Genomic DNA, 21,708 nt, shown 5'->3' on the forward strand with positions numbered 1-21,708 from the left:
AGACAACTAAAAAACCATTAAGGGGAGTGGGATCCCCCCGCGCTGTGATAAAGCGCACTAGCATCAGAGGGTTCTTAATTTGCTCTTAAGTTTTACTTCCTACGCTGGCCCCGTCGTTTTTGTTGGCTTGGCCGGCCCGCTGCGCTGCAGGCCGGTATGTAGGAGTTGTTTATGCGTGTAACTCTCGGTGTACTGCAGACCAATCTGTTGCTGGTGCTCTTTTTCGCGCTGGTACTGAACTGGCCAATCTTTTTGCATTTCTATACGGTGCTCAGCGCCCTGACCCATGTCAAAGCCGGATTTGCCATCTCGATCCCGCTGGTGCTGATCGCTGCGCTCAATGCCGTGTTTATTCCCTTCACGTTCCGGTTTGTGCTCAAGCCCTTTTTTACCGTGCTCATTCTGACTGGCTCCATCGTCAGCTACGCCATGCTCAAATACGGTGTCATCTTTGATGCCGGCATGATCCAGAACATAGTGGAGACCAACAGTGGTGAGGCGGGTGCCTATTTGAATGGCTCGGTTGCGCTCTGGTTTCTGCTGACCGGGCTGCTGCCTGTTCTGGTGCTCTGGTCACTGCGGATCCGCTATCCGGCTCGCTGGTATCAGGGGTTGGCGTGGCGGGCTGGTGCACTGGCTATCTCTCTGCTGTTTATCGGGGGCGTCGCGTCACTTTACTATCAGGATTACGCCTCGGTCGGGCGCAACAACAAGTCGCTGGCCAAAGAGATTGTGCCCGCCAACTATGTGCACGGCCTCTACAAATATGGGCGGGATGTGCTGTTTGCCACGCCGATCCCCTACCAGCATCTGGGGACAGATGCCAGGGTGGTGGCGCGGGGAAGCAAGCCGACTTTGATGTTCCTGGTGGTGGGGGAGACGGCGCGCAGCCAGAACTACTCCCTTAACGGGTATGGCAAGGCGACCAACAGCTTTACAGCAAAAGAGCAGGGGGTGGTGTCGTTCAGGAATGTGCGCTCCTGCGGTACAGCCACCGCCGTCTCGGTGCCCTGCATGTTCTCCAACCTCACTCGCCGCGGTTACGATGACCAGCTTGCCAGCTCCCGTGACGGCCTGCTCGATGTGCTGCAACATGCCGGGGTCTCGGTGTTGTGGAAAGAGAACGATGGCGGCTGTAAAGGGGTGTGCCGCAATGTGCCGACCATCGAGATCCTCCCCAAATCCTATCCTGCGCTCTGTCAGGGGGAGTCTTGCTATGACGAGGTGCTGCTGGAGGGGCTGGATCAGCAGATTGCCGGCATGAAGGGCAACAAGCTGGTGGCTTTTCACCTGATGGGCAGCCATGGCCCGACCTATTTTCGTCGTTACCCTGCCAGCGAGCGCGTCTTTATGCCGGACTGCCCGCGTAGCGACATTGAAAACTGCAGCAACGAAGAGCTGGTCAACACCTATGACAACACCATCCGCTACACCGACAAGGTGGTGGGACTGCTGATAGACAAGCTCAAGTCGCTGGAGAGCCAGTATGATGTGGGACTGGTCTATCTCTCCGATCACGGCGAATCCCTTGGGGCTATGGGGCTCTATCTGCACGGCACGCCCTACAAGTTTGCGCCGGATGATCAGACCCGGGTGCCGCTGCTGACCTGGTTCTCGCCCCAGTTACAGGCCGATCGCCAGCTTGATATGGGTTGCCTGGCGGCGGAGGCGAGCAGCCAGCGCTTCTCCCATGACAACCTCTTTCACTCCATGCTTGGGATCATGGATGTGCAGACGAGTGTTTACGACAACAAGCTGGATCTGTTCAAGCCATGTCGGGCGGGCTAAACCGCTAGCAAGCACACAATAGAAAACGGCAGCCACTGGCTGCCGTTTTGTTATCTCGCAAGATCAGTGTCTTACTTCTGCTCCATGATGATCTGCAGCAGATCTCCCTCCAGCAGGGCGCGCTTGACCAGCGCAAAGCCGCCATAGGTCGGCTGGTTCTGGAAGCGGGCCTTCACGATGGGCAGGCCACGGTGGAAGCTCGGCAGGGATTGATGCTCGACACAGCGACGAATGGCCGGGAAGAGGAGCTCTTCGGCGGCGGTGATTTCTCCGGCGATCAGCACCTTCTGCGGGTTGAACAGGTTGACCGTAATCGCCACCGCCCGTCCCAGATGCTCACCCACGTTCTCGATGACGCTGCGGGCCAGTTCATCGCCCGCCAGCGCCGCCTTGCACACCTCCTGAATGGTGATGTGCTTCTCTTGCAGCACGCTCTGGTGACCGCGGCTGATAAGCTCCTTCACCTTGTCGATGATCGCTTCGTTGGAGGCGATGGTTTCGAGGCAGCCGAAGTTGCCACAGTGGCAGCGCTTGCCGAGCGGCTCGACCTGAATATGGCCGATCTCGCCGACGTTGCGGTTCTGACCGAGGAACACCTGACCCTTGGTGATGATCCCGGAGCCCGTCCCCTGATGGACACTCACCAGAATGGAGTCCATGCAGTCGCGGGACTCGCCGAAGAAGTGTTCGGCCAGTGCCAGAGAGCGGGTGTCGTTGCCCACGTAGCAGGGGAGGTTGAAGTGGTTCTCAAGCAGCTTCGCCAGCCCCAGATTGCGGATCTGGTACTTGGGGGTGTAGATGACCATGCCGGATTCCGGGTTGACCAGACCCGGCATGGTCAGCGCGATGCTGATGAGGTTGCGACAACGTTCGCGGTTGGCATCGATAAAGGCGCCAATCTCCCGCAGCAGCATGTCGACCACGGGTTGCTGGTCGATCTCGGTCACCTGAATGACGTGCTGGTCGAGCTCCTTGCCATCGAGGTCATAGAGACTCAGTTGCAGATAGCCGCGGCCCAGCTTGGCAGAGACAAACTGAAAGCGATGTTTGATGGTGGTCAGGGAGATGGCACGCCGCCCGCCGGTTGAGGCTTGCGGAGAGGTCTCCTTGATCAGGCCATGCTCGATCAGTTGCCGGGTTATTTTGGTCACGCTGGCCGGGGCCAGCTGACTCAACTCGGCAATCTTGACCCGGGAGATGGGGCCTTGCAGGTCGATGAGCCGATACACGGCTGCACTGTTGACCTGCTTGATAAGATCTACGTTTGCTATTTGTCCGCCAGTCATGATGTCACTGTTGTGTGTAGTGTCCGTTAACCACGGTCCCACGGACCGTGAAGTCCTGATCGAAGACAGTGAGGTTGGCTACTTTACCGACCTGGATACTACCGAGACGTGAGTCCCATCCAATGGCGCGAGCGGGGTAGAGGCTGGCCATTCTCAGTGCTTCATCGAGCGGTAATCCGACCTGCTTGACCAGATTTTCCACCCCCTCAATCATGGTGAGGGAGGAACCGCCGAGTGTACCATTCTCGTCGACACACTGACCATCGCGTAAAAAGACGGTGGTGCCACAAAAATCAAATTTCTCAAAGCCTTCCGGTGCACCCGCTGCTGCGGTGGCATCGGTGACCAGCACCAGTCGCTCCCCCAGCGCCTTGTGAGCCAGACGCACGTTGGCCCAGTGCACATGGTGGCCATCGACGATGATGCCCGCGTAGACATCTTTGCGATCGTAGATGGCGCCCACGACGCCCGGCTCGCGACCATTGAGGGTCGGAGTCATGGCGTTGTAGAGGTGGGTGGCAAAACGAATGCCGTTGTCAAAACCAGCCATAGCCTGGTCATAACTGGCGGCAGTGTGACCGGCCGAGACCAGAATGCCCGCTTCCACCAGACGGCGGATATGGGCCGGCTCGTTGCGCTCCGGTGCCAGGGTGATCTTGGTGATGGCATCCGCGTTGGCGCAGAAGAAGTCGATCATCTCGTCCGCTGGCTGGCGAATTTGCGCGGCAGGGTGGATCCCCTTGCGCTTGAGGTTGGTATAAGGCCCTTCCAGATGGACGCCCAGCACCTCGTTGGGGTGTGCCGCCATGTAGTCGCGGGTAACCGCAACGGCCTGCTTCATATCCGCATCCGGACTGGTGATCAGGGTCGGCAGGAAGCTGGTGGTACCGGATTTGAGGTTGGCCGCCTGCATGGTTGCCAGGGTCTCGACCGTGATGTCGGTGTTGAACATCACACCGCCACAGCCGTTGAGCTGCACATCGATAAAACCGGCGGTCAGGTTGGCGCCTTTGAGATCAATCTGCTCGATGCCCGCAGGCAGTTCAGCCAGGTGAGAGATGGCGACAATTTTGTCGCCCTCGATAAGCACCCCGTAGCCGGTCAGCACGCAGCTGCCGGTGTAGAGGGTGCAGTTGGTCAATGCGTACATGACGACTCCTTACAGACGGCCGATGTTGGCGGCTTCCAGCTGCTGGAAGTAACGAACGGTCTTGACCTTGAGCTCCATGGTGGAGGGCTCGTCGCACACCATCATTCCCTTCGGATGCAGTTGCAGGGTGGAGATGGTCCACATGTGGTTGACGCTGCCTTCCACGGCGGCCTGCAGGGCCAGTGCCTTGCCGTGACCGGTGACCAGGATCATGATCTCTTCCGCATCCATCAGGGTGCCGACACCCACGGTCAGGGCCAGTTTGGGCACCTGCTCCATGTCGCCACCGAAGAAGCGGGAGTTGGCGATACGGGTGTCTTCGGTCAGGGTCTTGACCCGGGTGCGGGAGGAGAGGGAAGAGGCCGGCTCGTTGAACGCGATGTGGCCGTCGTTGCCCACGCCACCCATGAACAGGTGGATCTTGCCGTAGGACTTGATCTTGTCTTCGTAGCGCTTGCACTCGGCCACCAGATCCTCGGCATTGCCGTTGAGGATGTTGATGTTCTCGGGACGAATGTCGATGTGGCTGAAGAAGTTGTTGTGCATGAAGCTGTGGTAGCTCTCCGGGTGATCTTCCGGCAGGCCGACGTACTCGTCCATGTTGAAGGTGACCACGTTCTGGAAGCTCACTTCACCGGCTTTGTGCAACTCGATCAGGCGCTTGTAGGTGTTGAGCGGGGTGCCACCGGTGGGCAGGCCCAGTACGAAAGGGCGATCGCTGGTCGGCTTGAACGCGTTGATGCGGTCAACGATGTAACGAGCAGACCACAGGCCTACTTGGCTGGCAGATTTCAACGGGATCAGGCGCATATGGGATACCTCTGTGTCGGGTTGCGACCGGTTTGGCGGTGGCAATTGGCTAAGACGGATTCAAGTTGTTTTATAGCGTAAATAAAGATTGCGAACTAAGCCACATCTATCCACCACCTTTATCTTGTTTGGGTGATAACGATCACGATTATCGGTTTATTAATTTGCGCAGCGAAATAAAAGCCCTAGACTGCCAATCAAGCCTTGTTGGCTTATGCGTCAAACGTGATAAGCACTTAATTTCTAGAAAAACATTAACTAAGGAGAGGAACCGTGAACATTCTCGGTTATTTGCAAAAGATCGGCCGTGCCCTGATGGTGCCGGTAGCGGTATTGCCTGCCGCAGCGATCCTGATGGGGGTTGGCTACTGGATTGACCCGAATGGTTGGGGTGGTGACAGTGCGCTGGCTGCCTTCCTGATTAAAGCGGGCGCAGCCATTATCGATAACATGTCCGTACTGTTCGCAGTCGGTGTTGCTTACGGTATGTCCAAGGATAAAGACGGTTCTGCTGCTCTGGCAGGTCTGGTCGGCTTCCTGGTCGTTACCACCCTGCTGAGCCCGGGCGCTGTGGCCCAGATCAAGAGCATCCCGGTGGAGCAGGTTCCTGCCGCGTTTGCCAAGATCAGCAACCAGTTCGTGGGTATCCTGTGTGGTGTTATCGCCGCTGAGCTGTACAACCGCTTCAGCAGCGTCGAACTGCACAAGGCACTCTCCTTCTTCTCCGGTCGTCGTCTGGTACCGATCGTAACCTCCGTGGTGATGATCGTCGTATCTTTCATCCTGATGGCCGTATGGCCGGCAATCTACGGTGGTCTGGTCTCCTTCGGTGAGTCCATCGTGAGCCTGGGCTCAACCGGTGCCGGTATCTACGCCTTCTTCAACCGTCTGCTGATCCCGATCGGTCTGCACCACGCCCTGAACTCCGTGTTCTGGTTCAACGTGGCCGGTATCAACGACATCCCGAACTTCCTGGGTGGTCAGGCTACCATCGATGCCGCTCTGGCCGCTGGCAAGAGCCTGGAGCAGGTGAAAGGCGTGGTCGGTATGTACCAGGCTGGCTTCTTCCCCATCATGATGTTCGGTCTGCCGGGTGCCGCTCTGGCCATCTACCACTCCGCCAAGAAAGAGAACAAAGAGAAAGTTGCCTCCATCATGATCGCAGCTGCCTTTGCCTCCTTCTTCACCGGTGTAACCGAGCCGCTCGAGTTCTCCTTCATGTTCGTGGCGCCGGTACTGTATGTCATTCACGCCGTACTGACTGGTATCTCCGTGTTCATCGCTGCCTCCATGCAGTGGATGGCCGGTTTCGGCTTCAGTGCCGGTCTGGTGGATATGGTGCTCTCCAGCCGTAACCCGCTGGCGACCAACTGGTACATGCTGATCCCTCAGGGTCTGGTCTTCTTCGGCCTCTACTACACAGTGTTCCGCGTAGTGATTGCCAAGCTGAACCTGAAAACCCCGGGTCGTGAAGATGACGAAGAGACTGCTCCGGCTGCCGCTCAATCTACCAACCGTACCGAGCTGGCCAAGCAATACCTGGAAGTGCTGGGTGGTCAAGAGAACCTGGTCTCCATCGATGCCTGCATCACCCGTCTGCGTCTGACTCTGAAAGACCGCAGCATCGTCGATGAGCGCAAGCTGAAAGCCCTGGGTGCGGCCGGTGTGGTCAAACTCGGTGAGCAGAACCTGCAGGTGATTCTGGGCCCATTGGCCGAAATCATCGCCGGTGAGATGAAAGCCCTGCGTTAATCGAGCGACTCGCTCACCTCAAGTCTAAGTCCATTGTTGACATAACTAAGGGCCCCGCTCAGGGGCCCTATATAAAAAAGCCAAGAAAATCCAACCTTTACTTCAAATGAGAGCAGCAGTTATGAACTTGAAACATTCTCTGTTAGCCATTGCCATGTCTACCGTTTTTGTCAGCCAGGTCCAGGCAGCCGATGCCGCCAAGCAGGCTGTGGTCGACTCCCTCGCCAACAACCTGGTGGTCAAGTATGAAGTGGTCACCAACGACGGTGCAGGTGCCGGCCTCGATTGCCAGGCGCTGGGTTCCGAGTGGGCGAGCTGTGGCGTTGCCAAGCTGCACCTGACCAATACCGGTGCGGACGTCACCTCCAAAGACTGGAGCATCTACGTCTCCTCCATCCGTCGTATCCAGCGTGTGGATAACGACCAGTTCACCATCACTCACCTGACCGGCGATCTCTATCGTTTGACGCCAACCGAGAAGTTCCAGGGCTTTGCCAAGGATGCCACGGTCGAAGTGCCGCTGGTGGTGGAATACTGGGTACTGTTCGAATCTGACATCATGCCGAACTGGTATGTCGCCAGCGAAGGTGCCGAGCCGAAAGTACTGGCCAGCATGAGCAACATCAATGATGCCAGCACCTACGAGAAGCCGATGCCGGCTGATGGCTGGAAGCGTACCAAGGATGACAAGAACATCCTGATGAACAGCGAGACCCGTTTCGCGGCCAACCAGACCAGCACCCTGCTGCCTGCTGGCAAGATTGACAACCAGATCCTGCCGACCCCGATGAAGCAGGTAGTCAAAGCTGGCCCGCAGGTTGACTTCTCCACCATCAAACTCAATGCCCTGGACTTGCCGAGCGATCGCGCCGAGGCTCTGAAGGCTCAACTGACCAAGCTGGGTGTTACCCTCTCCGACACCGGCTACCCGGTGACCATCAAGCTCGGCAGCAAGCTCAAGCAGGCTGAAGGCTATGACATGACCATCGGTCAGAAGGGCACAGTGATCCAGGGTCGCGACATCGATGGCGCCTTCTGGGGGGCACAATCCCTGATCTCCCTGCTGGGTGTTGATGACAAGCTGGTGAGCCCGATGACCGTCGAGGATGCGCCGCGCTTTGAATACCGTGGCATGCAGACCGACGTGGCCCGCCACTTCCGCAGTCTGGATACCATGAAGAAGCTGGTTGACCAGATGTCTGCCATGAAGCTCAACGTGCTGCACCTTGGCCTGACCAACGATGAAGGCTGGCGTCTGGAGATCCCGGGTCTGCCGGAGCTGACCCAGGTCGGTAGCCAGCGTTGCCACGACGAGTCCGAAACCAAGTGCCTGATGCCGCAACTGGGTTCCGGCCCGACCAGCGACAACCAGGGTTCCGGTTTCTACAGCAAGTCTGACTACGTGGATCTGGTGCGTTATGCCAAGGCCCGCGGTGTGACCGTGATCCCCGAGATCAACATGCCGGCCCACGCCCGTGCTGCCGTGGTCTCCATGGAAGCGCGCTACAAGCGTCTGATGGCGGAAGGCAAAGAAGCGGAAGCCAACCAGTTCCGTCTGACTGATCCGGCTGACACCTCCAACGTCACCTCCGTCCAGTTCTACGACAAGATGTCCTTCATCAACCCTTGCCAGCCGGGTGCTGCCACCTTCGTGGCCAAGGTAATGGATGAAGTTGCCCAGATGCACCAGGCCGCCGGTCAGCCGCTGACCGCATGGCACTACGGTGGTGATGAGGCGAAGAACATCATGCAGGGCGGTGGCTATCAGGATCCGGCCGTCACCAAGAAAGAAGAGCTGGTCGCCTGGAAAGGCAACGTCGACTCCAGCAAGCAGGACAAGCCGTTTGGCAAGTCCCCGATGTGCCAGAAGATGATCGACGAAGGCAAGATCAAGGAAGTTGGCGAGCTGCCGGTTTACTTTGCCAAGGAAGTGGGCCAGATGGTCAAAGACCGCGGCTTCTCTACCCTGCAGGCGTGGGAAGATGGTCTGAAGTACGCCAGCGGTGCCAAGGACTTCGCCACCGACAACACCCGTGTCAACTTCTGGGAAACCCTCTACTGGGGTGGCTTCAACGAAGCGATGAAGTGGGCGCACAAGGGTTACCAAGTGGTGCTGTCCAACCCGGATTACCTCTACTTCGACTTCCCGAACGAGGTACACCCGGCTGAGCGTGGCTACTACTGGGCAACCCGTTTCAACGACACCCGCAAGGTGTTCGCCTTTGCCCCGGAAAACCTGCCGCAGAACGCCGAGACCTCGGTTGACCGCGACGGCAACGCCTTCGTGGCCAAGGGTGACCAGGATCCGGTCAAGTTCAAGGGGATCTCCGGTCAGCAGTGGAGTGAAACCGTGCGTACCGATGCTCAGTACGAGTACATGGTCTACCCGCGTATCTTCTCCGTGGCCGAGCGTGCCTGGCACAAAGGTGGCTTCGAGCTGAACTATGTGAAGGGTCGCGAGTTCTCCGGCGAGACCAAGTTCGTCAACAAGGCCACCCTCAACAAAGAGTGGAACCAGTTTGCCAACGTACTGGGTCAGCGCGTGCTGCCGAAACTGGATCAGGCCGGTGTTGAATACCGCCTCTCCGTACCGGGCGCCAAGGTAGTGAACGGTGTGCTGGAAGCGAACGTGGACCTGCCGGGCCTGCCCATCCAGTACAGCCTGGACGGTACCAACTGGAGTGCCTATGACGCAGCGGCCAAGCCGAGCGTGAATGGCAAGGTCTACCTGCGTACCACCAGCTTCGATGGCAAGCGCACCAGCCGCGTCACCGAACTGAACTGATAGCAGTCAACCGTTAACATGAGGTGGGTCGAAAGACCCGCCTTTCCCAAGGGCGATGGCGCATCGGGTTTGGGAAAGGTTGACTGTGCGTGTGAGCCTTTGTTGTGTGTAATTGTCTGTTTTGTGTTTTTCATCACTTTCAGCCCCGCCTTGTGCGGGGCTTTTTTATGCATTTGGTGCGCAATGTGCCAAGCCAAGCCGTTTTTAGTGGCGCAATGGTCGGGAAATGGCCCGGAAGTGCCAAATTCAGGTTGAGACAGCGCCCGTAATAAGGGATCATACCCGGCTTGACGGCGGGGGGATGAGGGTGCCAGCCGGCACAACTTCCGCCAGTGACGCTTTTTTGAGGTGAGCCATGAGTCAGGCGAACAGCCCAACTAACTTTATTCGTCAGATCATTGATGAAGATCTGGCCAGCGGTAAGCACAGCAGCGTGCATACCCGTTTTCCGCCCGAGCCGAACGGTTATCTCCATATCGGCCACGCCAAGTCCATCTGCCTGAACTTCGGCATCGCCCGCGACTATCAGGGCCAGTGCAACCTGCGTTTCGATGACACCAACCCGGTGAAGGAAGATATCGAGTACGTAGAGTCCATCAAGCAGGACGTACAGTGGCTCGGCTTCCAGTGGAACGGCGAGATCTGCTACTCCTCCGACTATTTCGACAAGCTGCACGGCTACGCCATCGAGCTGATTGAAAAGGGTTTGGCCTATGTGGACGAGCTGACGCCCGAGCAGATGCGCGAGTACCGTGGCACCCTGACTGAAGCCGGCAAGAACAGCCCGTTCCGCGATCGCAGCGTGGAAGAGAACCTGGCGCTGTTTGCCAAGATGAAGAACGGCGAGTTCGCCGAAGGCACCGCCTGCCTGCGCGCCAAGATCGACATGGCATCTCCCTTCATGGTGATGCGTGATCCGGTTATCTACCGTATCAAGTTTGCCCACCACCACCAGACCGGTGACAAGTGGTGCATCTACCCGATGTATGACTTCACTCACTGCATCTCGGACGCGCTGGAAGGGATCACCCACTCCATCTGTACCCTGGAGTTCCAGGACAACCGTCGTCTGTACGACTGGGTGCTGGACAACATCACCATCGACTGCCACCCGCGTCAGTACGAGTTCTCTCGTCTGAACCTCGAATACACCGTCATGTCCAAGCGCAAGCTGAACCTGCTGGTGACCGAGAAGCACGTCGATGGTTGGGATGACCCGCGCATGCTGACCGTCTCCGGTCTGCGTCGTCGTGGTTACACCCCGGCCTCCATCCGCGAGTTCTGCAAGCGCATTGGCGTCACCAAGCAGGACAATATCGTCGAGATGAGCATGCTGGAAGCCTGCATCCGTGAAGACCTCAACGAGCATGCGCCGCGCGCCATGGCCGTGCTGCATCCGGTGAAAGTGGTCATCGAGAATCTGGTTGCCGACGAAGTGCTGACTGCCCCGGCCCACCCGAGCAATGCTGAGATGGGTACCCGCGAGCTGAACTTCACACGCGAGATCTTCATCGATGAAGCGGACTTCAAAGAAGAGGCGAACAAGCAGTTCAAGCGTCTGGTGCTGGGCAAGGAAGTGCGTCTGCGCAATGCCTATGTGATCAAGGCCGAGCGCATCGAGAAAGATGCCGATGGCAAGGTCACCTGCATCTACTGCTCCTACGACCCCGAGACTCTGGGCAAGGATCCGGCCGATGGCCGCAAGGTGAAAGGGGTGATCCACTGGGTCAGCGCCACTCACTCCCTGCCAGCGGAAGTGCGTCTTTACGACCGTCTGTTCAAGGTGCCGAACCCGGGCGCCGAGGATGACTTTGAAGCTGCGCTGAACCCGGAATCCCTGGTGATCATCGAGGGGGCCCGTGTCGAGGCATCCCTGAAGAACGCCAAGCCGGAGCAGGCTTACCAGTTCGAGCGTGAAGGTTACTTCTGCGCCGACAACAAGCTCTCCAGCCCGGAGCATCTGGTGTTCAACCGCACCGTTGCCCTGCGTGACTCCTGGGGCAAAGTCGAAGGCTAAGCCGATGGGGCAGGGGAGACCCTGCCCTGTGCGATGCCAACGGCCTGCGCCGGACAATAAAAAGCCAGCTGATGCTGGCTTTTTATTGTCCGTTATCTGCAAGTCACGGGCGACTTATTCGTCGTGCTTGCACTCACCTGTTGCACAGTGACCGTAGAGGTAGAGGCTGTGGTTGGTGAGACGGATATTGAATTTCTTGGCGATCTCGCGCTGGCGCTGTTCGATCACTTCGTCGGAGAACTCGATCACCTTGCCGCAGTCAAGGCAAACCAGGTGGTCGTGGTGCTCCTGAGTGGCCAGCTCGAATACCGACTTGCCACCTTCGAAGTGGTGACGGGTAACGATACCGGCATCATCAAACTGGTTGAGAACGCGATAGACGGTAGCGAGACCAATCTCTTCACCCAGGTCGATCAGTCGTTTATAGAGATCTTCGGCGCTGGTGTGCTGGCAGTCCGGCTGTTGCAGGATTTCCAGGATTTTGACCCGGGGCAAGGTGATCTTGAGCCCGGCCTTTTTTAACGCTTGGTTGTTGTCTGCCATATTCTACTTATTCGCATTCTCGAAGGTGGGGTTATTCTGATGGACTGCCGCAGGAATGGCAACCTTGAACTCGCTTGGCCTGTCATTATAGGTCGTAGCCTCCCTAAAAATAAACCCAGCAATTCAAGGGGTTTAGCCATAAATGGCCGGTTGGATTGAAATAATCAATCGTGTCGTCCGACTTGCTGGCATGGCAGATGTTGATAAGATGTAACTTTCATATTCTGGTCGGATGAGATCCATGGATTGGCTTTTTGACAATGCGGCCTGGGTGCGCCGCGCACTCAACGCCTGGCCCCCTTTCTGGGGCGCCGGTATCAAGATAGAGACCCTGAGCGATGACTTTCGCTACTGTCGGGTTACCCTGAAATCCCGCTGGTGGAACAAGAATGCCAACCGCACCCAGTTTGGCGGCAGCATGTTTGCCATGACTGACCCCATCTATCCTCTGATGCTGATGGGCTACTTCAAGAATCGCTACTACGTCTGGGACAAGGCGGGCAGCATCAACTATATCAAGCCGGGCAAGGGCAAGCTGGTGGCCGAGTTCAACCTGACCGAGGGCAAGCTGGCCGAAATCGTGGCGGCGACTGAAGGTGGCAACAAGCACTTCCCCGAATTCGAGGTCACGGTACAGGACAAGAGCGGCGAGCTGGTGGCGCAGGTCAAGCGCACCCTCTATGTGCGAGCCAAACCGGAGCACAGAGGTGAATAACAAGGGAGAATAAAGGCAAGCATCGCCACTTGCAGATACAACAAGGGCCCCGTCGGGGCCCTTGTTGTCAGAGGTATGAGGGGAAGCGGATTACTCCAGCTCGCCCAGGCACATCTCTTCGTGCAGCTGCTTGCACCAGCCCTTGACGCGCTCGGCGGTCAGCTCCGGCTGGCGATCTTCATCGATACCCAGACCGACAAAGTGCTTGTCATCGACCAGTGCCTTGGAGGCTTCGAACTCGTAGCCGGCAGTCGGCCAGTGACCGATGATGATGGCGCCTTTGGCTTCGACGATGTCGCGCAGGGTGCCCATGGCGTCGAGGAAGTACTCGGAATAGTCTTCCTGATCACCGCAACCGAAGATGGCGACCAGCTTGTTGGTGAAGTCGATTTCGCCCAGATCGGGGAAGAAGTCGTCCCAGTCGGCCTGGGCTTCGCCGTAGTACCAAGTCGGGATGCCGAACATCAGCAGATCAAAGCTCTCGATGTCGGCCTTGCTGCTCTTGGCGATGTCACGGACTTCAATCAGGTTTTTGCCCAGCTCTTTCTGGATCATCTTGGCGACAGCTTCGGTGTTACCGGTATCGCTGCCAAAAAACAGACCTACACTTGCCATAGTGTTTAGTTACCCGTATTTGGTGTTAATGCTCAACGCTCAGACTGCAATGTCCACCGCAAAGGCGGACTCAATCTGTTGTTTCAGGATAGATTGGATCAGCTCGGCTCGGCTGATGTTCTGTTGTAACGCAAGTTGGTTCAGGCGCTCCAGCAACTCGGCCTCCACCTTTAACTCTACCCGCTTCAGCCCATTTTCCCGATCGCGCTTAAGCTGGTTACGCTTGTTGATCTTGAGCTGGGTCTCGCGGGGGAGTGGATTGGTCTTTGGCCTGCCGGGGCGCTTCTCATTTGCGAACAGATCCAGTGTTGTTCGATCAGTTTGCTGTTTGGCCATACATCACAGATGAAAATAAGTTAGCCGAGTCCTGAGCCTTCCCAGCCCAGTTCGATCAGCCCCTTGGCGACAAAACCCGCACAACCCAGAAACAGTACCAACCAGACGATAAAACGACCGAAACGGGGCACGTTGCCGCGCTTGAGCACGTCCTGAATGGCCAGGCCAATCAATATGAAAATGGCCACAAAGAATAACTTGAGGCCCAAACTTTCGATCAGGTCGATATGTTCACTTAGCATGGATTGCGCACACTCCTTATGACGGGCGCACTATATCACAAAGGATTTGAAACTGTTAACCGCCTGTCGACAGGAAATCCACAACCAATTTGTTGAACAGAGCCGGTTTTTCCGCATGCAGCCAGTGGCCGGTACCCGCGATGACACGCACCTTTGCCGCCGGGAATTGGGCCAGTGCCGTCTCGCTGTATTGCGGCTGCATATAGTCAGAATCCCCCCCTTTGATAAAGAGCACCGGCCCCTCGAAGCGGCGTTCATCCTCTGGCCAGCCCATGATGTTGGCGTAGTTTTGCTCAAGGGCGGGCACATTGAAGCGCCATCCCCAGCCATGCTCGCCTCTGGCGAACGATTTGAGCAGGAACTGGCGTACCCCGGCGATCTCGATATGCTGCGCCAGCATGGCTTCTGCTTCACTGCGGCTTTGCGGCGGCGTGCGTCGTGTGGCGTTGAGTCCGGCAAAGACATTCTGGTGGCGGGAGTGGGGATAGGCGACCGGCGCCATGTCGGCCACCACCAGTTTGGTCACCCGCTCTGGCGCCAGCTTGGCGACCTGCATCGCCACCTTGCCACCCATCGAGTGGCCAATCAGGGTGGCTTCGGCAATCTCCAGCCGATCCATCAGGGTCAGGATGTCGGCCGCTTGCGCCGGATAGCTCATCTCGCTGCTATGAAAGGAGGCTCCGTGGTTGCGCAGATCGACGCTGACCACCCGATAGTGTTCGCCGAGGGCACGGGCCAGCAGGCCGAGGTTGTCGAGGCTGCCAAACAGGCCGTGGATCAGAATGACCGCCGGGCCCTGACCCTGTTCCTTGAAGTTCAATATGCTGTTTTGTTGCAAAATGACACCTTGTCGGTCGTGGGTGCGTATCGCTGTTTTATTTAACGCACTGGAAAGAAAAGGATTTCGTCCAATGGATTGGGATTTTATGTGGTTTTTTTTCTAAAAAATCCCGTCCGGATCGGCTATCAGTGCGGCTGATCACACACTTGGCCCGCTATTATGCCGTATTCTCGATGAGATTCATGTACATCTGCCAGCCCCTTGCTTGGGCTGTCGGGTTTGCCTATGTATAATCGCCGCATCCGAATTTCGACGAGTCCAGCGCATCCCTATGAAAACCATCGAGCTTGATGACGATCTCTACTTCTATATCGCCAGCCAGACCCGGCACATTGGTGAGAGTGCCTCCGATATCCTGCGCCGTCTGCTGGAACAGCCTGCTCACCAAGGTGTGCCGGTTGCCGAGCCCGTTGCCGTCGCGCAGCCCAGTGCGGTAGCCACCCAACAAGGGCTGCAAGCCCTGCTCGATTCCGGTGAGCTGCAAAAGGAAGAGAAGTCCATCAACCGCTTCATGCAGGTGCTCAGTACCCTCTACCGGGACGATCCGGTCGGGTTTACCCAAGCCACCGAAATCAAGGGGCGCAAGCGCGTCTATTTCTCGCAGGATCCCGAGGCTCTGCGTGCCAGTGGCAGCACCACCAAGCCCAAGCCGGTACCGGAGACCCCGTTCTGGGTGATCACCAACACCAACACCAGCCGCAAGCAGAACATGGTGGCCCAGCTGATGGCCAGCATGGGCTATGGCGAAGAGGTGATCGCGCAAGTGTGTGGCGCAATTTAACGATTCTTCAAGACTCAGGCCTTGCCCGGCAAGGCCGCCATTACGCAAGGAAAACGCCATGGCTCAGCATTCCCACGCCGGTCAGCCGGCCCGTTTAAGCGACCTGACCAATATTCCCCGTCTGGTCAGCGCCTACTACCTCAACAAGCCGGACATGAGCCGCCCCGAGCAGCGAGTTGCCTTCGGTACCTCAGGCCACCGCGGCAGCGCCCTGCACAGTGCCTTTACCGAATCCCATATTCTGGCGGTGACTCAGGCCCTGGTGGAGTATCGCCAGCAGGCCGGCATCACTGGCCCGCTGTTTGTGGGCATGGATACTCACGCCCTGTCCGAATCCGCCTTTGCCAGCGCCGTCGAAGTGCTGGCCGCCAACGGCGTTGAAACCCGCATTCAGGCTGGCCTCGGCTTTACCCCGACCCCGGTCATCTCTCACGCCATCCTGCGCTACAACTCTGGCAAAGAAGGGGCCAGCAAGCCTGCTGCCCGCGCTGACGGTGTGGTGATCACCCCGTCTCACAACCCGCCGGAAGATGGTGGCTTCAAGTACAACCCGCCCCACGGTGGCCCCGCCGAAGGGGAGATCACCAAGTGGGTGGAGGATCGCGCCAACGCCATTCTGGAAGCGGGTCTGGCCGGTGTGAAACGGATGCCGTTCGCCGAGGCGCTCAAGAGCCCGTTCGTGGCCCTGCACGACTATGTCACCCCCTATGTGGATGATCTGAAGAACGTGCTGGACATGGACGCCATCAAGAACGCAGGCATCAAGATCGGTGTCGATCCGCTGGGTGGCTCCGGCGTCGCCTACTGGGACGTCATCGCCAAGACCTATGACCTGAACATCGAGGTGGTGAACTACAAGGTCGACCCGACCTTCTCCTTCATGACCCTGGATAAAGACGGCAAGATCCGGATGGACTGCTCCAGCCCGTTCGCCATGGCGAGCCTGATTGCCCTCAAAGACAAGTTCGACATCGCCCTTGGCAACGATCCTGACTACGACCGTCACGGCATCGTCACCAAGTCCGGCCTGATGAACCCGAACCACTATCTGGCGGTGGCGATCCAGTATCTGTTTACCCATCGCACCGGCTGGTCTGCCGATGCAGCCGTCGGCAAGACGCTGGTCTCCTCGTCCATGATTGACCGGGTTGCCGGCGAGATTGGCCGCACCCTGAAAGAAGTGCCGGTCGGCTTCAAGTGGTTCGTGGATGGCCTCTACAGCGGCGAGTTCGGCTTTGGCGGCGAGGAGAGCGCGGGCGCCTCCTTCCTGCGCAAAGATGGTACCGTCTGGACCACCGACAAGGATGGTTTCATTCTGGCGCTGCTGGCGGCGGAAATTCTGGCGGTGACCGGCAAGGACCCGCAGGCTCATTACGATGCACTGGAAGCCAAGTTTGGCCGCTCCAGCTATCGCCGTATCGACGCCCCGGCCAACAGCGCCCAGAAAGCGGTGCTCTCCAAGCTGGATCCGGCACTGGTGGAAGCCTCAACGCTTGCCGGTGAGCCCATCATCGCCAAGCTGACCAAGGCGCCGGGCAACGATGCCGCCATCGGTGGTCTCAAGGTTGTCACCGAGAACGGCTGGTTCGCGGCGCGCCCCTCCGGCACCGAGTCCATCTACAAGATCTATATGGAGAGCTTCAAGGGCGATGCGCACCTCGACCTCATCCAGCAGGAAGCCCAGCAGATCGTCTCTGCTGCGCTGGCCAAGGCAGGTGTCTAAATCAGGTAGCCATCCTTGAGCCCTTAATGGGGTGGAACGTTGGATATAACAAAGGAGCCATAATGGCTCCTTTTTCATTGTCTGTTTTATGCCAGCGAGTTGTCAGCGCGCCGCCTTCACCGCCAGCCCCAACTGCCATACCGCCATGGCGTAGTGGGTGCTGTGGTTATAGCGGGTGATGGTGTAGAAGTTGGGCAGACCGTACCAGTATTGGTAGCCGGTGCCCACATCGAGGCGCAGCAGGCTCGCTTCGCTGTGGTTGCCGAGGGTGCTGGTGGGGGTGAGCCCTGCGCGGCGCAGGGTGGCGACCGGGTAGCGGGTCTGGAAGCCATGCTCATAGCCGGGCAGCTGGCCCTGACCGCGCACCGCTACCGGTTGGCCTTTCTCCCAGCCGTGGGCTTTGAAGTAGTTGGCGACGCTGCCGATGGCATCTACCGGATCCCACAGGTTGGTGTGGCCGTTGCCGTCAAAGTCCACCGCATAGCGCTGGAAGCTGGAGGGCATAAACTGGCCGTAGCCCATGGCGCCTGCATAGGAGCCCTTGGGTTCGGTGGGATCCATCCCCTCATCGCGGGTCATCACCAGGAAGGCTTCCAATTCGCTCGTGAAGAATTCGGCGCGGCGCGGGTAATCAAACGCCAGGGTGGCCAGTGCATCCAGAATGCGGGTCTTGCCCATAACCCGGCCCCAGCGGGTCTCGACCCCGATAATGCCGACGATGATCTCCGGCGGCACCCCGTAGATCTGCTCCGCCCGGTTCAGCTCGCTTGCGTATTCACGCCAGAAGTTGACGCCGTTCTGTACGTTGTCGGGGGTGATGAACTTGGCGCGATAGCGGTTCCAGGCGCCGGTCGGGCCAGTGGGCTTGGCGGTGGTCGGTGCCTGGGCATCCATCAGGCGGATGATCCAGTCGTAACGCTCTGCCTGTGCCAGCACCTGATGCAGCTGGGCGTTGTCAAAACCGTGCTTCTCGACCATTTTCTGGACGAACCGGTCCACGTTGGGGCGATTGGCGAAGTCCCCCTTGCTAACCCCTTGTGTATAAACGGGTTTGCTGGATGGCGCCTGATTGATAAAGGCGCTCTTGGGTTGGGGGACGACCACGGGCTTTGGCGCGGGGGCGCTGCTGCAGCCACCGAGCAGGGGGAATAACGACAGAGTGAGAAGAGAGGCAAGGCGACGCATAGGGTTCTCAAAGAGACTGATAAAAGTGCCGTCATGGTAAAACATTGTCATCCCCGTGCAAGTGTTCCGTGTGCCTTGTTTGCCGCCAATTCATCGTGCGATGGATTAGCCCTCCGGTGAGGGCTGTGCTGTTTATGGCTGGGGGGGACGTAGAGTGTGGTAGCCGCTCCAGAGTCGGGTCAGGGTGGTGATGGCGCAGAGCAGGGCAAAGCCGTAGGCGAGCGGGGCGAAGGCGGCGGGCCACAGGCACATCAGCACAAAGAGGGCGATGGTCTCGCTCCCCTCGGTGAGGCCGCCCAGATAGTAGAGGGATTTGTGGTGGTAGACCGGATTGTCGATGCCCCGCTTGCCCGCCATGATGGCAAACGCCAGAAAGCTCGAGCCGGTGCCCATAAAGGCAAACAGCAGGGTGGCGGCGGGCAGCGCATTGGCGGGGGCGGCGAGGGCAAAGCCCAGCACCACGGCGGCGTAGAAAATAAAGTCGAGGGTGATGTCGAGAAAGCCACCGCAATCGGTGATGCCGGTTTCCCGCGCCACGGCGCCATCGAGCCCGTCCAGCAGCCGGTTGAGCAGAATGGCTGCGAGCGCCCATTGATAGCAGCCAAAGGCCAGTAGCGGCAGCGCCAACATGCCGATGGCAAAGCCGGTGAGGCTCACCTGATTGGCACTGAGCCCGGCGCGGCAGAGCGGTTTGGCAAGCTGGGTGAGGGGGCTGCGGATCACGGGGATCAGATGGCGATCAAACAAGGTGAACACTCCTCGGTTAACAGTGGCATTCGGTGAGGTTGAGTATGGTGCCCGGTGCGTCTTCCGCATCGTGGGTCACCAGGATGGCGGGGATGGCCAGCGCCTTGATCTGCGCGAACACCAGCTCGCGAAAGGCGGTCCGCAGCGGCTTGTCGAGGCGGGAGAAGGGCTCGTCCAGCAGCAGGGCGTCGGGTTCCGCCAACAGCGCCCGCAGCAGACTGACCCGCGCTCGCTGACCCCCTGACAACAGTTGTGGCAGCTTGTCAGCCTGATCCGCCAGTGCGACCTGTGCCAATGCGGTCAGCGCCTTTTCCCGCCGCGCACGTTTTCCCTTGATGATCGCAGGCATGCCGAACATCAGGTTCTCCGCCACTGTCAGATGGTCGAACAGCAGGTCATCCTGAAACAGCATGCCGATGCGCCGCGCTTGCGCAGGCAAGGTGTTGAGTGGCCGCTCGCCGAGCCTTATCTCCCCCTCCAGCCGGATCGGGCCATTTTCTGTCTGCGCGCTCGGTAGTACCCCGGCCAGCCCCGCCAGCAGGGAGCTTTTGCCGCAGCCGCTTGGCCCCATCAGGGTCAATACCTCGCCGGGGGCCACCTGCAGGGGGGGCAGCGAAAGCAGCAGATTTTCATCAAGGTAAAGTCGAAGAGGCGTGGTGCTCAGCATATGGTTGTTTCCATTATGAGAGTTCATCGTCAGCCGCCCCCCTTGAGCGCCGGATTGATCCGCGCTGGCAGCCAGAGTGCCAGCAGGTAGATAACGAGCGGCAGCAGCAGTTGCAGCAGGCCGTAGAGCCCCGCCAGCCGCCGGTTGAGGCCGCTGCCGATGGCCACCGCTTCGGTGGTGATGGTGACCACTCTGCCAGCGCCAAACAGCAGGGTCGGCAGGTATTGGGCCAAACTCACCGCCGCCCCGACGCCGAAGGCAAACAGCAGCGGGCGCGCCAGCAGCGGCGCTTTCACCTGCCACCAGGCTCGCCATGGCGTAGCCCCCAGCAGCAGAGCGCTTTGGGTGATCCGAGGATCGAACTGGCGATAGGGACCGTGCAGGCAGAGATAGACATAGGGAAAGACAAACAGCAGCTGGCTCCAGAGCACCCAGCCCCAGCCAATGCTGCTTATCGAGTCATGTGCAAGCCAGTCCAGCCCGAGCCGGATACCAAACAGCAGGCTCGCCTGTGGCAGCAACAGCGGCAGGCAGATAAGCCAGAGCGGCCAGGGGCGGCGGCCGGCTTGTGCCTCCAGACTGCACACCGCCATTCCCAGTGCCAGCAAGCCGCTCGCCAGCGCCAGCAGCGCGCTGGTTGTCAGCAGCGGCAGCAGGGTTGGCAGCAGATCCAGCCAGTAGTGACCGCTCCATTGGCTGGGCCAGAGGGCGGGAAAGGGCCATCGGCGCGCCAGTGACCAGAGTAGCAGGGCCGCCAGCACCACCAGATTGAGGGTGATCAGGGTCAATGCAAAGCCTGCTGCGAGCCGGTTGGCAAAGGAGTGGGGCGCCGCCCGTTTGCCATTGAGCCAGCAGCCTTTGCCCACCTCTTTATGAAGCCACTCCAGTAATCTGAGCAGGGCGATGAGCAGCGCCGTGATGGCGAGCAGCAGCAGGGCGCCGCTGGCGGTGGCGCCGCGCCAGAGCAGGTCCGGGTCCTGATACCAGAGCCACAACCGCACCACCAGCGGGGCGGGGGCATCGGGCCCGAGCAGCTGGGCGAGATCCACCACCGCCACTCCATAGGCTGCCACCGCATAGATGGGCAGGCGCAGGGCAGGCCAGAGGGCGGGCAGCAGCAGGCGCCACCAGATCTGGGGGGCACTGAAACCGAGGCTTGCTCCCAGCCACTGCTGGCGTGCCAGCTGGATGGGTTGCTGTGCGGCCATCGCCATCAGCAGCAAAAAGGGGGTCTCCTTGAAAACGAGCAGTGCAATCAGCCCAAGCCCCAGAGGGTCGCGAATGGTCTGCCAGTCGGGGGGGAAATCAAAACCCGTCAGAGCTGGCGAGACGAGCCGCAGCAGCCAGCCGGAGGGGGCGAGCAGAAAGGCAAAACCGATGGCAAAGGCGACGTGGGGCATGGCCAGCATGGGCGAGAGCAGGCGGCGGAGCAGGCCGAAAGCGCGACTGTCGCTGTGGGCCAGCAGCAGGGCGGTCATCAGCAGGCTGCCGAGGGTGGAGGCGGTGCCAATCCACAGACTCAGCGCTGCTGAGTGCCATAGGCCAGGCTGGGCCAGCAGCAAGGCAAGATGAGAGGCGGTCATCCCCTCCGCCAGCAGTTGCCACAGTCCCGCCAGCAATGGGATGACGAAGATCGCCAGATAAATGACCGCCATCCCCACATTCATACTGGGGTGGCGTGTCAACCGGCGCCACGGTCGGGAGCGGGAAAGCGGGTGACCAGTG

Annotated in this window: 19 protein-coding genes; 7 read left to right on the plus strand and 12 right to left on the minus strand. The window is 59.0% G+C overall.

Going from position 1 to position 21,708, the window contains the following annotated elements:
• Positions 1 to 171 precede the first annotated feature (171 nt).
• Positions 172 to 1,788 carry a phosphoethanolamine transferase gene (locus G5137_RS09920; protein WP_421230653.1) on the plus strand — a complete coding sequence of 539 codons (1,617 nt, stop codon included), beginning with the start codon at positions 172 to 174 and terminating at the stop codon, positions 1,786 to 1,788.
• A 71-nt stretch (positions 1,789 to 1,859) separates the two neighbouring features.
• Here the strand turns inward: G5137_RS09920 and nagC are convergent, their stop codons facing one another.
• Genes nagC through nagB form a run of 3 tightly spaced genes read right to left on the minus strand, consistent with a single transcriptional unit; the run spans position 1,860 to position 5,034 of the window.
• Positions 1,860 to 3,074: a DNA-binding transcriptional regulator NagC gene (gene nagC / locus G5137_RS09925; protein WP_421255318.1), complete on the minus strand. Its 1,215-nt coding sequence runs from the start codon at positions 3,072 to 3,074 to the stop codon at positions 1,860 to 1,862.
• Between the two features lie 4 nt (positions 3,075 to 3,078).
• A complete protein-coding gene (gene nagA / locus G5137_RS09930) occupies positions 3,079 to 4,224 on the minus strand; it encodes an N-acetylglucosamine-6-phosphate deacetylase (RefSeq protein ID WP_021231107.1) in 1,146 nt (381 codons plus the stop codon).
• Between the two features lie 9 nt (positions 4,225 to 4,233).
• On the minus strand, positions 4,234 to 5,034 hold the full coding sequence (nagB, locus tag G5137_RS09935) for a glucosamine-6-phosphate deaminase (RefSeq protein ID WP_005334308.1): 801 nt from the start codon (positions 5,032 to 5,034) through the stop codon (positions 4,234 to 4,236).
• Positions 5,035 to 5,307: 273 nt separating this feature from the next.
• Here nagB and nagE point away from each other — a divergent pair, with 273 nt between their 5' ends.
• The 3 genes from nagE to glnS all read left to right on the plus strand — a co-directional run bounded on the left by nagE (position 5,308) and on the right by glnS (position 11,588).
• Positions 5,308 to 6,786, plus strand: coding sequence for an N-acetylglucosamine-specific PTS transporter subunit IIBC (gene nagE / locus G5137_RS09940; protein WP_088869457.1), 1,479 nt, complete (start codon positions 5,308 to 5,310; stop codon positions 6,784 to 6,786).
• Between the two features lie 121 nt (positions 6,787 to 6,907).
• Positions 6,908 to 9,571 (plus strand): beta-N-acetylhexosaminidase, encoded by a 2,664-nt coding sequence (locus tag G5137_RS09945; protein WP_005334304.1) that lies wholly within the window; start codon positions 6,908 to 6,910, stop codon positions 9,569 to 9,571.
• Positions 9,572 to 9,926: 355 nt separating this feature from the next.
• Positions 9,927 to 11,588 carry a glutamine--tRNA ligase gene (glnS, locus tag G5137_RS09950; protein ID WP_236357299.1) on the plus strand — a complete coding sequence of 554 codons (1,662 nt, stop codon included), beginning with the start codon at positions 9,927 to 9,929 and terminating at the stop codon, positions 11,586 to 11,588.
• Positions 11,589 to 11,702: 114 nt separating this feature from the next.
• On the opposite strand, the gene fur is transcribed toward glnS, so the two are convergent.
• Positions 11,703 to 12,131: a ferric iron uptake transcriptional regulator gene (gene fur, locus G5137_RS09955; RefSeq protein ID WP_005334301.1), complete on the minus strand. Its 429-nt coding sequence runs from the start codon at positions 12,129 to 12,131 to the stop codon at positions 11,703 to 11,705.
• A 241-nt stretch (positions 12,132 to 12,372) separates the two neighbouring features.
• Here fur and G5137_RS09960 point away from each other — a divergent pair, with 241 nt between their 5' ends.
• On the plus strand, positions 12,373 to 12,846 hold the full coding sequence (locus G5137_RS09960; RefSeq protein WP_005334300.1) for a DUF4442 domain-containing protein: 474 nt from the start codon (positions 12,373 to 12,375) through the stop codon (positions 12,844 to 12,846).
• A gap of 90 nt (positions 12,847 to 12,936) precedes the next feature.
• On the opposite strand, the gene fldA is transcribed toward G5137_RS09960, so the two are convergent.
• Genes fldA through G5137_RS09980 form a run of 4 tightly spaced genes read right to left on the minus strand, consistent with a single transcriptional unit; the run spans position 12,937 to position 14,877 of the window.
• Positions 12,937 to 13,461 carry a flavodoxin FldA gene (gene fldA / locus G5137_RS09965; RefSeq protein ID WP_005334298.1) on the minus strand — a complete coding sequence of 175 codons (525 nt, stop codon included), beginning with the start codon at positions 13,459 to 13,461 and terminating at the stop codon, positions 12,937 to 12,939.
• Between the two features lie 39 nt (positions 13,462 to 13,500).
• On the minus strand, positions 13,501 to 13,797 hold the full coding sequence (gene ybfE, locus G5137_RS09970) for a LexA regulated protein (RefSeq protein ID WP_005334297.1): 297 nt from the start codon (positions 13,795 to 13,797) through the stop codon (positions 13,501 to 13,503).
• A gap of 20 nt (positions 13,798 to 13,817) precedes the next feature.
• Positions 13,818 to 14,039 carry a DUF2788 domain-containing protein gene (locus G5137_RS09975; protein ID WP_005334296.1) on the minus strand — a complete coding sequence of 74 codons (222 nt, stop codon included), beginning with the start codon at positions 14,037 to 14,039 and terminating at the stop codon, positions 13,818 to 13,820.
• A gap of 55 nt (positions 14,040 to 14,094) precedes the next feature.
• Positions 14,095 to 14,877, minus strand: a complete 783-nt coding sequence (locus tag G5137_RS09980; RefSeq protein ID WP_421255319.1) for an alpha/beta fold hydrolase — start codon at positions 14,875 to 14,877, stop codon at positions 14,095 to 14,097.
• Between the two features lie 274 nt (positions 14,878 to 15,151).
• On the opposite strand from G5137_RS09980, the gene seqA reads away from it, so the two are divergent.
• Complete coding sequence (gene seqA / locus G5137_RS09985; protein WP_058056013.1) at positions 15,152 to 15,661, plus strand: replication initiation negative regulator SeqA; 510 nt, start codon at positions 15,152 to 15,154, stop codon at positions 15,659 to 15,661.
• Between the two features lie 58 nt (positions 15,662 to 15,719).
• A complete protein-coding gene (gene pgm, locus G5137_RS09990) occupies positions 15,720 to 17,384 on the plus strand; it encodes a phosphoglucomutase (alpha-D-glucose-1,6-bisphosphate-dependent) (RefSeq protein ID WP_421255320.1) in 1,665 nt (554 codons plus the stop codon).
• A gap of 102 nt (positions 17,385 to 17,486) precedes the next feature.
• On the opposite strand, the gene mltB is transcribed toward pgm, so the two are convergent.
• The 4 genes from mltB to G5137_RS10010 all read right to left on the minus strand — a co-directional run bounded on the left by mltB (position 17,487) and on the right by G5137_RS10010 (position 21,638).
• Positions 17,487 to 18,569, minus strand: a complete 1,083-nt coding sequence (gene mltB / locus G5137_RS09995; protein WP_227340870.1) for a lytic murein transglycosylase B — start codon at positions 18,567 to 18,569, stop codon at positions 17,487 to 17,489.
• Between the two features lie 132 nt (positions 18,570 to 18,701).
• Positions 18,702 to 19,316, minus strand: coding sequence for a CDP-alcohol phosphatidyltransferase family protein (locus G5137_RS10000; RefSeq protein WP_421255321.1), 615 nt, complete (start codon positions 19,314 to 19,316; stop codon positions 18,702 to 18,704).
• Positions 19,317 to 19,332: 16 nt separating this feature from the next.
• Entirely contained in the window at positions 19,333 to 19,983 is a 651-nt protein-coding gene (locus G5137_RS10005) for an ATP-binding cassette domain-containing protein (protein WP_158113229.1), read from the minus strand.
• 29 nt (positions 19,984 to 20,012) lie between these two features.
• A complete protein-coding gene (locus tag G5137_RS10010) occupies positions 20,013 to 21,638 on the minus strand; it encodes an ABC transporter permease (RefSeq protein ID WP_421255322.1) in 1,626 nt (541 codons plus the stop codon).
• Positions 21,639 to 21,708 lie beyond the last annotated feature (70 nt).

Source organism: Aeromonas sp. 600282 (genome assembly GCF_049175755.1).
GTDB lineage: Bacteria > Pseudomonadota > Gammaproteobacteria > Enterobacterales > Aeromonadaceae > Aeromonas > Aeromonas veronii_A.

Coding starts and splice junctions, on each gene's coding strand:
- nagC (WP_421255318.1), bottom strand. CDS start 3,074: ATGACTGGCGGACAAATAGCAAACGTAGATCTTATCAAGCAGGTCAAC.
- G5137_RS10005 (WP_158113229.1), bottom strand. CDS start 19,983: ATGCTGAGCACCACGCCTCTTCGACTTTACCTTGATGAAAATCTGCTG.
- seqA (WP_058056013.1), top strand. CDS start 15,152: ATGAAAACCATCGAGCTTGATGACGATCTCTACTTCTATATCGCCAGC.
- ybfE (WP_005334297.1), bottom strand. CDS start 13,797: ATGGCCAAACAGCAAACTGATCGAACAACACTGGATCTGTTCGCAAAT.
- G5137_RS09945 (WP_005334304.1), top strand. CDS start 6,908: ATGAACTTGAAACATTCTCTGTTAGCCATTGCCATGTCTACCGTTTTT.
- nagB (WP_005334308.1), bottom strand. CDS start 5,034: ATGCGCCTGATCCCGTTGAAATCTGCCAGCCAAGTAGGCCTGTGGTCT.
- G5137_RS09960 (WP_005334300.1), top strand. CDS start 12,373: ATGGATTGGCTTTTTGACAATGCGGCCTGGGTGCGCCGCGCACTCAAC.
- G5137_RS09975 (WP_005334296.1), bottom strand. CDS start 14,039: ATGCTAAGTGAACATATCGACCTGATCGAAAGTTTGGGCCTCAAGTTA.
- fur (WP_005334301.1), bottom strand. CDS start 12,131: ATGGCAGACAACAACCAAGCGTTAAAAAAGGCCGGGCTCAAGATCACC.
- nagA (WP_021231107.1), bottom strand. CDS start 4,224: ATGTACGCATTGACCAACTGCACCCTCTACACCGGCAGCTGCGTGCTG.
- glnS (WP_236357299.1), top strand. CDS start 9,927: ATGAGTCAGGCGAACAGCCCAACTAACTTTATTCGTCAGATCATTGAT.
- G5137_RS10010 (WP_421255322.1), bottom strand. CDS start 21,638: ATGGCGGTCATTTATCTGGCGATCTTCGTCATCCCATTGCTGGCGGGA.
- mltB (WP_227340870.1), bottom strand. CDS start 18,569: ATGCGTCGCCTTGCCTCTCTTCTCACTCTGTCGTTATTCCCCCTGCTC.
- pgm (WP_421255320.1), top strand. CDS start 15,720: ATGGCTCAGCATTCCCACGCCGGTCAGCCGGCCCGTTTAAGCGACCTG.
- fldA (WP_005334298.1), bottom strand. CDS start 13,461: ATGGCAAGTGTAGGTCTGTTTTTTGGCAGCGATACCGGTAACACCGAA.
- G5137_RS09920 (WP_421230653.1), top strand. CDS start 172: ATGCGTGTAACTCTCGGTGTACTGCAGACCAATCTGTTGCTGGTGCTC.